The organism is Paralimibaculum aggregatum, from assembly GCF_030270585.1.
Taxonomy (GTDB): domain Bacteria; phylum Pseudomonadota; class Alphaproteobacteria; order Rhodobacterales; family Rhodobacteraceae; genus Thermohalobaculum; species Thermohalobaculum aggregatum.
In genome coordinates this window covers 202,179-216,352 of the sequence record NZ_BSYI01000004.1, presented here as the reverse complement: position 1 = coordinate 216,352, position 14,174 = coordinate 202,179, and the positions used below count along the sequence as shown (strand labels likewise).

Sequence of the window (14,174 nt, the reverse complement as noted above, 5' to 3'; positions counted from 1 at the left end):
ATGGCGGCGCAAGGTGCCGGTCCGCTCGGCAACACCCCACCCGGGGCATGATCCCAACCGCACGATTCGCCGCATGGTCCGCATCTGGACGGAGCTCGCGGAGATGCTCGAGGAAGGGAAGGGCAGGACCGACCGCCTCGTCGTCGGCCATGGTCCGGACGGCGATCCGCATCTGCACATCACCGGTATTGTGCCGATCCACGCGCTCTGGTCGGCCGCGCCGATCCTCCTGCTCGATGCGACGCCGCAGCCGGAGATCCTGGCGCACTGGTTCGGGCAGATGAAGCATGTGGCGGTATATGCCGCAGAGCCGCATCTCGTGCTCCGGCAGTGCAATGACAGGAGCTGGTCGAAGCGCATGATGCTCGGCGGCGGCTCGGTCTCGGCCAACGGGGCCGCCCGGAACAATCGCGCCCGGCTCGCCCGGCTGATCCGTGAGACGCCAGGCGGGGCGCCGGGTGGCCTCCTGCTGATCACCTACAAGGCACTCATCGGCACGCTCCAGGATGAGGGCGCACTGCCGGAAGGCGTCTCCACGGCGCATTTCGGCGCGCTGCGGGGGCTCGACGCCTTCGGCGGGATCTCCCGGGTGATCGTGGTCGGACGACCCTTGCCCGCATCCTCGGATCTCGCGGCAATGACCGGCGCGCTGACACGGAACCGAGATGACGCGGCCGTCGCCGCGCAGTTCCGGCGCATGATCACCGATGCCGAGGTCGAGCAGGCCATCGGCCGGGCCCGCGCCGTGAACCGGGATGCCGGGTCCCCCGTCGAGGTACTGGTGCTCTCCGATGCGTGTCTGTTCCGGCCCGCCGAGCGCCTGCCCGTCAGCGCGGTCTGGCGGGACGAGACCCCCTTCGAGCGGATGATCGCGCGGGGCGGGGTCGCTTTCGGGAGCGGGACGCTCGCTGCCCGCGCCTATCCCGCGCTCTGGAAGAGCGAGCAGGCGGCGGCCCATGCCCTCCGGGCGACTACCCAAAAATCCTCCATAGAGATCTGTAAGGAGGGTTTTTGGGTAGTCAGCATCCGCCGCAAGCGTTCGCGCCACAGCAACATCGCGGTGGTTTCCCCCGAGCATGCCGAGCCGAGGGCGGCCGTCGAGGCGCTGATCGGCCCCGTCGAGGCGTTCGATATCCTCTCCGCCCCGAGCAGCGATCGCGCCGATGCTGCATCGCGGGAGGCGATCTCCGGAACGGCCCGGAAGGCCTGCCGGAGCGAACTGAAACCCGTGCCGCTGCGTGGTGCACAACGCAGCACGGCATGGTGCAACGCTGCCATTGCGGGGCGGAAAGGCCCGTCCCTCCGCCTGCATGGCTGGGCACGGACACGGGCGCCACCAGGAAACCGTGGCCCGCCAGGCCGAAAGAAGCAGTGCTCCCGAAGAACCGAGGATCAGATCGAATGAGCGATGGACCTGAAACTGCAGGCGCCAGGCAGGTGCGCGATGGTGCCGGGCGCTGGAAGAAGGGCATCAGCGGAAATCCCTCCGGGCGTCCGCGCGGCGCCCGCAATCACGCCACAACGGCTGCTGCAGCCCTGCTCGACGGCGAGGCCGAGGCGCTGGCGGCGTTTCCGCCGGTCGGTGCGATCCTGCGTGCCGGCCGGCTGTATCGGGAGGACATGGCGTGAGCAGCCCGGCGCTTCACCGAGACCCGGCCGTTTCCGTGGCGGAGGCCACGGAGGCGGCGCTGGTGGCCGCCGCCCGCAAGCGGGACGAGGCGGCGATCCGCGAGCTGATCCGGCGGCTCAACCCGCGGCTCTTCCGGGTGGCGCGCGGCATCGCCCGGAGCGATGCCGAGGCCGAGGAGATCGTGCAGGAGAGTTATCTCGCGGCCTTCGGCGGCCTCGCGGCGTTCCGCGGCGAGGCACGGTTCTCGACCTGGATCACCCGGATCGCCGTGAACGCGGCGTTGCAGCGCCGCCGCCGCGCGCAGGCGGATCCGGCGCATGAGGGGTATGACACGGTGACCGAGAGCGACGTGACGCGGGACACCGTGCTGCCGTTTCCGGGCGGCGGCGCGGCGCAGCCGGAGGCGGAGGCCGGCCGGCGCCAGGTGCGGGAGATGCTCGAGCAGGCGGTCGCCGAGCTGCCGCCGGAGCTGCGCATCGTGTTCCTGCTCCGCGAGGCCGAGGGCATGAGCACGCTCGCCGTCGCCCGCGACCTCGCGCTCAACCCGGTGACGGTGAAGACGCGGCTGTTCCGCGCCCGCCAGCGCCTGCGCCGCGCGATCGAACGGCGCCTGCAGGGCGGCTTCGACGCGATCTTCCCCTTCGCCGGCCGCCGCTGCGCCGCCCTCGCCGACCGCGTCATCGCCGCGCTGCAGCCACCGCAGCCGGGCACCGATGAGCGCTCGCTCTGACAAAGCCGCCATGAGCCAGGACGGGTGCATGGTCGCACTCGATGGGCCTGTCTCCGCGAGTGCGGGGTAGCACCGGGCACGCTGGACGCGATGTCGACCTGGGACCACCTATCTCCAAGCTCCTGCTCGACGGCTACGAGGGGCTATCCCCGCGGAGCGGGAAACACAGGAGATCGACGAGGCCCGGCGCGAGCTGGGCCGGTTCACCCCCGCGGTGTGAGGAACAGGAATGTTGAAGAATGCTGAAATCTCTGCCGCGCGGTTTATCCCACAGGTGCGGGGAACACTCGCGGACCTGCCGCTCGAGATCGGCGAGACGGGGTTCAACCCCGCGGGTGCGGGGAACACTCATCGGCGGTCTCCTGCGCCTTCTGCGCCAGCGGTTCATCCCCGCGGGTGCGGCGAACACCGCCTTGCCGTGAGTGGTACCGGCCGGTACCACAGTTCATCCCCACGGGTGCGGGGAACACCTGAAGCAATCGGAGACTTCCATTTATTGGCCGCACAAGGCCACTGATGGTCTGGTTCCGTGTTTGGCGGTTGAGGTTCCTCGACCCTGGCAGTTCGTCCGGCTTCTGGGCACTCCGAGTTGCGCTGCCGCTGCGGCCGCAGTTTCGAGATGGAGATGTCGGCGGAGGTTGTAGACGAGGTTGGCGAGGCCGATCCTGGTGCGCGCCCTTGCGATGCCGATTGTCCTGACGAACCCTCCCATGCGGTGCTTCTGGTCGGCGAAGGCGTGCCCGATTGCCGATCCCGCTCCTGATCGGGCGGCGTTCGCCCTCTGACGGTTCGCCGGCAGCGGTGTGCCCGGTGCGCGCCGGAAGTGGATCTTCGAGATCAGCCCGGCGGCGGTAATCCGTTTCTCGTTCTTCTGTGACCCGTAGGCGGTATCCGCCCGGACGCCCGAGCCGGTGTTCGACGTGTCCAGCAGCCCTGGCAGCGCGCGCCCGTCGTGCCGGGCCTCATCGCTCACCCGATCAGGTACGGATCAGCCGGTGGCGCCGGTCGGCGCCGATATGGCTCTCGTAGCTGTGGACCGGCACCGCGACCTGCATGGCCTGAGAGCCGTCGGGGCGCGTCTTCTTCCCGCCCCGCTTCAGCGTCCAGCGCCTGTCCCGGTCCTTCTGGCGCAGCTTCGCGGGCTTGCCCTTCCACTCCTCGGGGATGCCGCCGCCCTTGACGGTCTCGCGCTCGGCATCGGTCATGCGCTGGCGGGGCGCGGCCATGATGGACCCCTCGATCGTCTCCCGCCCATGGCGCGGCAGCCAGCCCCCTTCAGATGCGCATCGAAGCGGGCGAAGAGGCGGTCCACGGCGCCGGCCCCGGTCAGCCGCTCGCAGAACAGCCAGATCGTATGCGCATCCGGCACCCGGCCGTGCAGGTCGAGCCCAGGGAAGCGCATGAACGACAGCCGGTCGCGGATCTGCAACCCGGTGCGCATGTCGGCGAGCCCGTAGAGCGCCTGGATCGCCAGAACCTTGAACATCATGACGACATCCATCAGGGGGCGACCGCCCTGTGCGCGGTCAGCACGCGAGAGCGCCGCGTCGGGCTCGGGACGGAACATCTCGAAATCCACCACCGCCGAGAGCCGCTCGAGCGGATCGCCGCTCTTCGACAGCGCTCGATACCGCTCATACAGATCGAAGAACCCTGGCTGACCTGACACCCGCGCCTCCCTTGCAGACCGACGCCAGCGAATCAGCCAACCACGGGAAACGCGAGGTTTCTAGAAGCCTCCATGCGTCAGCTCCCCGAGGAGGACCGCGCGATTTACGCGGCCTTCGACGCGAAGGGCAATATCGAGGGCGAGATCCGCTACCTGGAGGAGAAGATCAGGAGGCTCAAGGCGGAGGGGCTCAGAAAAGGGAGATGATCAACATTTCGAATCCCGGACACCCCGGGGAGACGCGGTCTGGCGGATCTGCGGCGACACCGCGGTCTGGGTGCTTCAATGAGGCTCGGGCACTGGGGCCCGGGGAGACCGTGGGCGCAGGCTCAGCTTGAAGACACGATCTACTCGCTTCAATGAGGCCCGGGCACTGGGGCCCGGGGAGACCCGCGCTCCGCGGCCCGTTGATTGGCATTTGCGCTGCGCCGCTTCAATGAGGCCCGGGCACTGGGGCCCGGGGAGACAACGCGGCCGGCATCTACAAGAACGGCGTCGAGATGCTTCAATGAGGCCCGGGCACTGGGGCCCGGGGAGACGTCGCTCAGCCCGGCCCGCACGTTGCAGAGGATGTCGGCGCTTCAATGAGGCCCGGGCACTGGGGCCCGGGGAGACCGTGATTTCGGTCAGCCAGGTAAACCGCAATGTCGAGCGGCTTCAATGAGGCCCGGGCACTGGGGCCCGGGGAGACTTAGGTGGATCGGCGGAACATGCCCGCCAGCTTGTCGCTTCAATGAGGCCCGGGCACTGGGGCCCGGGGAGACGAATGCGCGCCTCGGCTTGGGACTGCTCCCCGCCTTTGCTTCAATGAGGCCCGGGCACTGGGGCCCGGGGAGACGAGAACGGCGACCTCATAGGTCCCGTTGTCAGTGAAGTAGCTTCAATGAGGCCCGGGCACTGGGGCCCGGGGAGACCTGGAGTGCCGCCGCACCGCCGCCAAGAGCAGCACCGCGCTTCAATGAGGCCCGGGCACTGGGGCCCGGGGAGACGGCGGCAAGCAGGCTGTCCAGGCACTGCTGGATGAGTGGGCTTCAATGAGGCCCGGGCACTGGGGCCCGGGGAGACCACGAGGATAGCGGAAACGTCGTCGCCCTGGGGAAGCGAGCGCTTCAATGAGGCCCGGGCACTGGGGCCCGGGGAGACGGCGGTCACGGCGCCGGGGTTGCCCGGCAGATCGGGGTTGCTTCAATGAGGCCCGGGCACTGGGGCCCGGGGAGACGTGGTGTAAACGACGTCCGATGTGGAGGGGGCCTCCATGCTTCAATGAGGCCCGGGCACTGGGGCCCGGGGAGACCTGGAGTGCCGCCGCACCGCCGCCAAGAGCAGCACCGCGCTTCAATGAGGCCCGGGCACTGGGGCCCGGGGAGACGGTTCGGCCGGAAAAAGCCCGAAGAGAACATTCTGCGCTTCAATGAGGCCCGGGCACTGGGGCCCGGGGAGACAGGTGCGGGGCGAAGGAGGTAGTCCGGGAGAGGCCGGCGCTTCAATGAGGCCCGGGCACTGGGGCCCGGGGAGACGACCGCGCGTTCCAGCGCTCCGGCGCCCCCTGCCGGGGCTTCAATGAGGCCCGGGCACTGGGGCCCGGGGAGACCGGCGCCTGGCCGACTGGGAAGGGCTGATTTCCGAGATGCTTCAATGAGGCCCGGGCACTGGGGCCCGGGGAGACCGCCCGCCTTGCTCGATCTCATGCGGGAATACGAAGGGCTTCAATGAGGCCCGGGCACTGGGGCCCGGGGAGACCCGGAGAGACATCAGCATGATGTTCGTGTCCCCGCCGACGCTTCAATGAGGCCCGGGCACTGGGGCCCGGGGAGACATCGGTATGCGGGGACATTTACGCCCGGAACGCCGGAGCTTCAATGAGGCCCGGGCACTGGGGCCCGGGGAGACGCGGTGGATCGGGAGATTGACGCCATCGAGGCCGAGGCGCTTCAATGAGGCCCGGGCACTGGGGCCCGGGGAGACCTCGTAATAGGCCCTCAGCATGGCTTTCAGGGGCTCTGCGCTTCAATGAGGCCCGGGCACTGGGGCCCGGGGAGACAAGGGCTTCCGCGAGAACGGCCTCACCATCGTGAACAAGCTTCAATGAGGCCCGGGCACTGGGGCCCGGGGAGACACGCGGCGCTCTACATCGACCGGGCAACCGGGCTCTGGGCTTCAATGAGGCCCGGGCACTGGGGCCCGGGGAGACTTGCGTGTGAACCTGCGGCGACCAGTCCAGTTCTGCGCTTCAATGAGGCCCGGGCACTGGGGCCCGGGGAGACGCGGCCCGCGGCAGGACGAGAACACCACGCAGATCATCGCTTCAATGAGGCCCGGGCACTGGGGCCCGGGGAGACGCGCCCGGATGAACTCACTCGACGGGCTCACGTTGTAGCTTCAATGAGGCCCGGGCACTGGGGCCCGGGGAGACTCCCCCTGCAATCCATTCCTTGTTTTCAAAGAACTGGCCGAGGCCATGCGAGGGGTCGGGCTTGGTGGCGTGATCTTGTCCCGAAACCCCGTCTCATCCACTAGATCCTAAAAAGGAGAGCACTGAATTTCAACGGGTTTCCCGCGTGCGAGCGGTGCCGGGCCAAGCGATCGCAGCAGAGCGCTCGCGGTCGCCCGGCGTCAGATGACAATTGCCCGCCGCTCGATCGGTGCAAAGGGCTTGCCGAGACTCTCGACCGCGAGTTCCACCTCCTCGGCCGGGCCCAGATCAAGGATCAGCACATGGTCGGCTGTCGTGTCGATGATGTCTTCGAGCTGCGATGCCATCTCGACCCGGCGTCCGCCATCAAGCCGGCAGTGGAAGATGGAGAGCTGCAGCCAGCGCCCATAGCCCTGCATCAGCCGGAACACGCGGCGCCAGCGCCGGGCGTCCGAGATGTCATAGGTGACGACATAGGCATGTTCTGCATTCGATCGGCGCGGCGGCATTGTTCACCTTGGGGTGTAGTGCGGATAGGCGGGAATTTCGCCGAGTAGAAAGCGCGCGAGAAGCCGCGCCTGAACATGGATCAGCCGGCGCATCGAAATCTGGTAGCCAAAGACCGGGTGGGTCGTCTGCTGGTCGAGGCGACGCTCAAAGGCAGAGATGAGGGCGCGGCGGGCGCCCGGCTTCAGGTTGCAGCCGCCGGCCGCGAACACAAAGTCGGCCGGGCCGAGCTCTCCGTTGTTGAGGGCCATCAACACGGCGCTGTCAGCCAGCAGCGGTCGGAAGGGCTCCATCAGGTCGAGGGCCAGCGCCGGCCGGCCGGGACGCTCCACGTGGTAGAGACCTTTCCATGGATCCAATCCGACGATTGCGAGCGCCGCGGAGAAGGTGCGGGTCAGCACGGCGTAGGCGAGCGACAGGCAGGCGTTGACCGGATCGGTCGGCGGCCGGCGGTTGCGATTGGCGAACTGGAACTCAGGCAGAGCGGCGATCTTCTCGGTGAAGAGTTGCGGTAGCGCGCGGAAATAGAGGGCCGCCACCTCGCCCTCGCATCCAAGCAGGGCCGGCAGGTTGTCTGCTCGCGCGGCGCGATCGGCAACGCGGGCGAAGCGGTCGAGCAGCGGCGCGCGCTCGTCTTCCGGCCCGCGCCAGTTCCGCCGCAGCATGGTGCGCTGGTTGCGGATCTTGGCGGTGACGAGGTCGCGCGCGAAGGCGAGGCGACGCCTGTCCTCGCCCGCGGCTTCGTATTGGGCGGTGCGGATCGCGGCGCTCTTGGGGCCTTGTCCGCCCGTCGATCCAAGGAACCAGAAGCCCGACGACATCCAGGCGATCGGCGTATTCCGACGCAGAAGCTCGTGGACGGCCGGCGTCGTCAGTGCCACGGGGCCGGCAAGCACCAGCTCCGCGATTTCGTCCAGCGCAACCGCGCGGTCCTCCTCGTCCTCGACCTTGACGACCAGGGCCAAGCCCCTTTTCGAGATGCGCGCGCCGGGCGTCTGGACATAGAGCGGCAAGGCCGGGGAAGCCGGGGGCGGCGGCGTGCGCGGCAGGGTGCCATGGCGGAACCAGTTCACCTCGTCCGGCAGGCAGATCGGCAGGAGCGAGCAGCGCGGGCATTTCGGCGAGTTCTCGAGCGGCGGCGGCAGCCGGCGGGCGGCCACGGTCAGGCGCAAGTCCGAGGTGGCACGCAGAGTGGCGGTGATCAGATCCTCGGTCAGGGGAACCCGGACACGCTCGCGGCTTTCGGCAAACCAGAGCGCAGCTTCGTCGCAGCGATAGCCGACCTCGCGCAGCAAGAGCCCCTGGGCGCAGACCTGAACCCGCTCGGGCAGATAGGCCCCCTCGGCGACATGGGAGCGCTTGCCGGCCTTCACGTCGACCGGGACGACGGCACCGTTTGCAGCCTCGATGATGTCGATCTCGGCGGTCAACCCCAATCGCTCGGAAGAAAGCAGCAGCCGGCGGGTCTTCAGGCTCTGGTCCTCGTCGAGGGCGTCCGGCGCAGGCAGCGCGGGCGCCCGGCCCGTGTCAGTGGCCCGGTGAACCCGGCGTCCCGTAGCGGTGTCAGCGTTGCCGGCCCATTCGCCATGGCTCCATTCGAGCACGGCAAGGCGTGGGCAATAGACCCACTCGTTCACCATCCGCGCCGGCACCAGCGCCTCATCTGATGCCGCGGGCGGAGCTGGCAGGGGCAGTTCCGGCTGGTTGGTCATGGCGGCGGCGCGGCGGCCATATCGTTGCTGTCGATGAGCCCGTCGTACGCGACGGACTTGTACTTGCTCGTCGGGCTGTCACTGATCTCGAAGATGCGGAACCTCTGCCAGCCCAACACGTCGGGACGCGGGGGCAAGTTATCGTTGCCGCCTTGCCAAAGCAGGCGCTCGATGCCTGCGCGTGTCGCCCCCCGGCCGCCCTTTGCGGTCCAAATCGGGACGCTGAGCCATTCATGGTTCTTCCGACCCATTCCCGGAATCACAACGCCGTGCCGCAGGGTGATGACCGGGAAAGCGCGAAATCCCACGGCCGCCAGAATGTTGGCACCTCTTTCGCTTGGCGCGACGCCCTTTCCTGTCTGGCCGGGAACGGTCCACAGCTTCTTGTCCGTCGGATCGCCTGCCAAATAGGCGTAGCGGCGTGCCTCGGCGCCATCGAACCGAAAGCTGTCGCCGCGATGCATGTAGCGCCAGGGCTGGAAAAGCGAGCGGGCGATTTCCATGGGATCGCAGTCCCTTGCCAGCGTGACGAAGACGCCGGCGAAGGCCTGCTGACCGCTTGTCAGCTTGAGAGGTGAACTTCGAACCTCCCTGCGGCCGTCCTTGCCCGGCACCCAGGCGGCAAGACAGGCGACCCATGACTCACGCTCGGCATCCTGTGACCCGACGAGGTACTCAAGGTCGTCGTACGACGCGGCAATCGTGGTGGTCTTGTGCTCATCCCGCAGCTGGTTGGCCCGCTTGCCTTGCTTGTTCAGCTCGCCTTGAAGCTTCTTCGTCGGCTTACCCTGTTTCTTGGCTTCCTCGATTTCCGCTTCGGGCTCTTTGACCCGGCCTTGGGCTTTCTGCTTTTCTCGAATAGCAGCAGTGCTGCAGATCCCCTCCACCGGCGAAAGCAGGGCATGCGCCCCCTCGGCCGCCGCGCGGGCAACGTCTGCCTGGGTCTGCGGCCCGGCCAGCGTCAGGACGGGGCGCCAGGGGTGGGTCTCGACATCCCAGTATGAACGGGAGCGCCAGTGAGGCCGTGCCATCTCGAGCGCGCGCAGCAAGCCCAGGAGCGCCATGAAGGCGAGCAGGTTGCCAGGCTCGAGCCCTTCTAGCGGGTGCCGTACGCCCGGCACCGTTTCGTCAGGCTGCCAGGCCGGGGGCGCGGGCTGTTTCGACTTGCAGGCCATCATTCCACCTCCCCGGCCGAGGCGCGGTGGTCGGCCAGCCTCAGGCAGGCCTCGAGAAAGGCGAGGCCCCAGAGTCCGTAGCGCGCGCGGAGCCTCTCCATGAGACCGGCCCAGTCGGCGCCGTTCCAGTCGAAGTCAAGCTTGTCGGGGCCCGGTGCCGGAGGAAGGGGCGTGTCGAGCAGGCTCATCTCATGCGCGTCCCAGTCGTCGTCATGGGGGAAGAACGGGCGCCCGTGGCCGTGATGGGTGCCGATCAGCCAGAGCAGAAGATCCGGGTCGGCGACCGCTTGGCCCTGCGTCAGCCGCGCTGCCGCAATGCGCACCGAGGTCACCTCGTGCCGCCAGCTCCTGGGCAGCGATGCCGCCGCGCGCAGCTCGCGTTGACGGGCCGGGCTTGCGCGTGCGGCCGTCTTGGCGATGGGCGGACCATCCCCGGGCAGCCCGTCGATCGACCTGAGCCAGAGCTGAAAGCGCGGATCGGCCTTGCCGTCGTCATGCCATTGACCGGCCGTCGCAAGCGTCACGACCAGATCATCTTTCAGGCCGAGCGCCTTGGCGTGACGGCAGGCCATCGCGGCGACGGCGCAGGCATGATCGGTGAGCAGAAGGGGTTCGGAACCGAACAGGCCCTCGTCGCCTTCTGTCGCAGACAGAGATGCTTCTGTCGGCGTTTGCCCCTCCGCAAGACCCTTCGGGGCAACCAGGACCACCCCGACCGTCGGGTCATTGCCATAGGGCTGAGCGAGGGTGACCCCGGCCGCCTCGCGCCATCCGGAAAGGCCCGTGGCGCGGGCCATCTCGGCGGCGCCTGCCCCGGTTTCGAGCAGGACGGCGATCTCGGCCCAGGGGGTGGCGCCCTCGGGCCAGACGGCGGGGTGCAGCCTGAGCGCGGCCCGCTGGCCGGCGTAGGGCGCAGCCGCGCGACCGGCGATGTCACTCACCGGGGACGTGCTCTCGGGCGCCCAGCCGAAGGCGTCGCAGCCGCCGCACTTGGCCGGTAGGATCACCACATCCCCGGCGCGCAGCTTTGCGGGCAAGACATGGGCTACATCATCGCGTCCCCGCCAGCGCAGGACGCGCGCGCGCTCGCCGCCTCGATCCTCTGCCTTGTCGGGGCTGGCCGGGACATCGGCCAGCGGCTTGTCCGCCGCCCCACCGCCCGCCAGCCACTGCTGCACCGCCCAGAGCGGCAGCCGCAGTGCCTCGGCCGGGCGCGGCGGCAGAAGCGCGAGCAATTCGGTCAGCCCGGCCAGTGCGTCGTCGCGGGCATCGGCATGGACAAGGCGTTCAAGCATCGCTTCGATATCGCCGCGCCAGACCAGGCCGATTTCGGCGTCGTCACGGAAATTGCCATGCAGGAATGGGGCTGGGTCCGGGTCCGGGAAGGGACGGGGCGCGGTCATGGCGAAGGCCGCAAGGTCGGCCTCGCGCAGGGGCGGCGCCGAGGGAGCGGGCGTCGTGCAGCCCTCGCCGGGCGGGTTGGACTCGATAAGCACATCAAGCGCATCCGGCCCGAAATCCACGACCTTCTTCCTGCCCTCCTGTTGCGCAACGTCCCAGAGCCATTTCCAGGTCTCGGCCGGGGCGCGGCCATAGATCGGGTCGGTTGCAGTCTTTCCGGTCTCCGCCTTGGTGGCGACAATGATGCCCGGTGCCGCCATGTCGCCTCGATTACCGCTTCGGGCGAGCCGGCCGAAGCGCTGGCGCAGGGCGTCAAGGGGCGCGATCTGGCTGACCATCGCATCGAAGTCGAAATCCGCCCCGGCCTCGATGCACTGGGTCGCCACCACGAAAAGCGGTCGAGCCGCGTCATGGATCAGCCCTTCCAGCCGGTCACGCCATCGCGCGATCAGATCGTCGCGCTCGGCCGGGCGCACACGCCCCGTGAGCAGAATGGCGTCCGCGTCCGCGTCTTGGCTCAGGGCCTCGAACACCTGCCGCGCCAGCATCACGCGGTTCACGACCACAGCCACGACCGGCGCCATTTGGCCACGGTCCGCCAGCTGTTTGCGCAAGGCCTGCGCCTTGTCCGCGAATGCTTCCGCATCGGCGCCTTTCCCGGCCTGGCGCAGCTCGATTTCCTTGCGCGCGTTCAATCGGCGCGCGATCGGCCCTTCTGCGCGTTCCTCGTCGGTGAGCGCGAACAACTGGCTGGCAGCGGCGCGGGGCGTCGCGGTGAGCGCGGTCCAGCGCCAGGGAAGTTCCAGGGAACCCTCGGCCTGCCGCCGTCTGGCGATGGCGGCGAGCGTCTCCTCGAAAGCCCGGGAAAGATGCGCCTCGTCAAGGATCAGCAGCGCGTCGCAGCCCAGCAATCCCGCATGCACCGGGGCCATGCTGTTGCTCACGCCATAGCCCCGAAACAGAAGCCGCGAGCCTAGCTGATCAACCGTCGTGCAAAGGATGGTCGGCTGGTCGGGGCGCCGCGCCCAGTCGCGCTCGAGCGGCATGCCGCCGCGCAGTTCGGCCACATGCAGCGGCTTGTCTCCGGAGAGCGCGCGCAGCCACGCCGCCATTCGCCCCAGCGGCGTCTCATCCGTGGCAAGGGCAAGCGCATCGCGGATACGGCAGGCGCGTTCGAAGGCCTGGTCGACGATTATCCGTCGGTCCACCGCCAGCACGATGCGCATCGGCGCCCGGCGCGGGGATTTCCCGGCTTCAAGTGCGAGGTGGAACAGGGCCACGTCGAGAACGGCGGTCTTGCCGGCGCCGGTCGGGGCGGCGATGCCGCCGGGCCAGCCACCGGAACCCGCCACCTCCTGCAGGAGCCGTTGCTGCCAGGCATAGGGCGGGTGACCGTGGACTGCCTCGAAGACGGCCGAGAAATCCCGTTTATCGAGCGATGGCAGACCCGTCATGCCCGGCCCTCCCGGATCGGCAGGAAAAGCCCCAAGCCGTGGAACCGCCCCGCACCCAGCAGGATCGGGCCGGAAACGGGTTCGTCGAATGCAAGCCGGACATGGACAAAGGCCCGCCCCCCGAAGCTTTTCCGCCGGGCCCAGCCCACCCAGCGCGGATTGCCGCCCGCGGGCCGGGCCGATGGAGCACACGTGACCGCGGAATGCATGCTCAGCACCACTGCGGCCGGATCGGGCAAACCAGCCCGGGCGCAAGCCTGCCGGATCATGTCCTTGGCCTCGGCGCTGCGCTCCGGTGGCCCGGGGGACTTGAGATGCCGGTCGAGCAGCACAGGGGTGGCGGTGGCCCACAGCCGTGAGCCGCGCACATATCGCGCCGGATCGAGCGAACGCAGCCCCGAACTGGCGGGCGTCAGCCGCCATTGCCATGACCGGCCACCCTGCGGCGCCAGGGTGAGGATTCTGCGGCCCTCGCCATCGGTCTCTCCAAGCCGCGCCAGCGCCCGGTGAAATGCCTGGCGCCGCGCGAAGGCCGCGGGACCGGATGCGGCCCAGGCAGACACTTCGACGGCAGGGGGCACGAGGGCCAGGCCCATCATGCGGCCATCGGAATGCTGCCAGCCGATATTCGCCATCGGCACGATGGCGAGATGGGCATCGCGCGCCGGGCTCCTGTCGGGCTCATGCCCGGAAATCCAGGCGGGCGCCGTCCCCTCGTGGACCCGCGTCCACGCCTCCATCAGGGCTAGTCGCATTGCCTCGGCGAGCCCCGCCTGTGCGCGCAGGTCGGGGCGCCAGTCGCCGGCATGCTCGAACACCGCCCAATGCGCGGTATCCGAGGTAAATGCGCGCGCTGCGACTTGAGCAACCGGCCGTGTTCCACGGCGCATCGCCGGGCGGGCGCGCGCGTTGGCCTCTCCGTCCATGTGACGCTTGTAAAGCGCCTCGAGTTCGGCAAGCCGACCATGATAGGGCGCGCGCTGTGCCGCGCAGAGGCCATCGGGCGGCACTTCGATTTCGCGGAAAGCTGCTCGGACGAGGCTGGCCGAATGCCCGACGTAGCTTGTGCGCCGCGCCAGGGCGTCGAGCGCGTCGCGATGTTTCCCGGGCATTTGCGCCTGCCACAGGAGGGACAGGTGCACCGGCGCCTCGGGGTCGAGCGCCACGGCGGGGAAGCGGCGTTCTTGCCGCTTGCGCCGAGCAGGAAGAACCGTATCGCGCTTGGCGTCGTTCGGTGGCACGTAAACCTTGACGGTATCGCGCGCATGGGCGCTTTCGGGCAGGTGCAGGCGCGGAGGCTCCTGCACCTCGAGCCATTCCAGCGCCGCACGTTCGTCCAGCTTCGCGCCTCCCAAGCCCCAGCTGGCAACAAGGGCCGAGAAGATGCGATCCGGCTGGGGTGGCCATTCCGGCGTCGGGTCGGAGGGGTCGCGGGCCAAGAAGGCCGTGCCGGTTAACCAGGCGATGTCGAGGCAGAGCATGA

8 protein-coding genes, 2 pseudogenes and 1 CRISPR repeat array are annotated in these 14,174 nt (G+C 68.9%); of the genes and pseudogenes, 4 read left to right on the top strand and 6 right to left on the bottom strand.

Going from position 1 to position 14,174, the window contains the following annotated elements; all coding sequences use genetic code 11:
* The 3 genes and pseudogenes from QSJ97_RS04145 to QSJ97_RS04135 all read left to right on the top strand — a co-directional run.
* Positions 1–1,405 (top strand): annotated as a pseudogene (locus tag QSJ97_RS04145) (hypothetical protein); the annotation flags it as partial.
* Positions 1,402–1,629 carry a DUF5681 domain-containing protein gene (locus QSJ97_RS04140; RefSeq protein WP_285670315.1) on the top strand — a complete coding sequence of 76 codons (228 nt, stop codon included), beginning with the start codon at positions 1,402–1,404 and terminating at the stop codon, positions 1,627–1,629. The pseudogene QSJ97_RS04145 and the gene QSJ97_RS04140, both read left to right, overlap by 4 nt.
* A 35-nt stretch (positions 1,630–1,664) precedes the next feature.
* A complete protein-coding gene (locus QSJ97_RS04135; protein WP_285670313.1) occupies positions 1,665–2,360 on the top strand; it encodes an RNA polymerase sigma factor in 696 nt (231 codons plus the stop codon).
* A gap of 595 nt (positions 2,361–2,955) precedes the next feature.
* Here QSJ97_RS04135 and QSJ97_RS04130 read toward each other — a convergent pair.
* Positions 2,956–4,029 (bottom strand): annotated as a pseudogene (locus QSJ97_RS04130) (IS5 family transposase); the annotation flags it as partial.
* 72 nt (positions 4,030–4,101) lie between these two features.
* Between QSJ97_RS04130 and QSJ97_RS25165 the strand changes: the two are divergent.
* Positions 4,102–4,236, top strand: coding sequence for a hypothetical protein (locus QSJ97_RS25165; protein WP_434220882.1), 135 nt, complete (start codon positions 4,102–4,104; stop codon positions 4,234–4,236).
* Between the two features lie 72 nt (positions 4,237–4,308).
* Positions 4,309–6,442: a CRISPR direct-repeat array (repeat unit 37 nt; unit sequence GCTTCAATGAGGCCCGGGCACTGGGGCCCGGGGAGAC).
* A 200-nt stretch (positions 6,443–6,642) separates the two neighbouring features.
* Here QSJ97_RS25165 and cas2 read toward each other — a convergent pair.
* The 5 genes from cas2 to csb2 are packed head-to-tail and all read right to left on the bottom strand — an operon-like array spanning position 6,643 to position 14,172.
* The gene (cas2, locus tag QSJ97_RS04125; protein ID WP_285670311.1) at positions 6,643–6,951 is read right to left on the bottom strand and encodes a CRISPR-associated endonuclease Cas2; all 309 of its coding nucleotides are present in this window, start codon (positions 6,949–6,951) and stop codon (positions 6,643–6,645) included.
* 3 nt (positions 6,952–6,954) lie between these two features.
* A complete protein-coding gene (gene cas4g/cas1g / locus QSJ97_RS04120) occupies positions 6,955–8,661 on the bottom strand; it encodes a CRISPR-associated endonuclease Cas4g/Cas1g (protein ID WP_285670309.1) in 1,707 nt (568 codons plus the stop codon).
* Positions 8,658–9,839, bottom strand: a complete 1,182-nt coding sequence (locus QSJ97_RS04115; protein WP_285670308.1) for a type I-G CRISPR-associated protein, Cas3-extension family — start codon at positions 9,837–9,839, stop codon at positions 8,658–8,660. The genes cas4g/cas1g and QSJ97_RS04115 overlap by 4 nt, the downstream gene beginning before the upstream one ends.
* A complete protein-coding gene (gene cas3g / locus QSJ97_RS04110; RefSeq protein ID WP_285670307.1) occupies positions 9,836–12,691 on the bottom strand; it encodes a type I-G CRISPR-associated helicase/endonuclease Cas3g in 2,856 nt (951 codons plus the stop codon). The genes QSJ97_RS04115 and cas3g overlap by 4 nt, the downstream gene beginning before the upstream one ends.
* The gene (csb2, locus tag QSJ97_RS04105) at positions 12,688–14,172 is read right to left on the bottom strand and encodes a type I-G CRISPR-associated protein Csb2 (protein ID WP_285670305.1); all 1,485 of its coding nucleotides are present in this window, start codon (positions 14,170–14,172) and stop codon (positions 12,688–12,690) included. The genes cas3g and csb2 overlap by 4 nt, the downstream gene beginning before the upstream one ends.
* Positions 14,173–14,174: the final 2 nt, after the last annotated feature.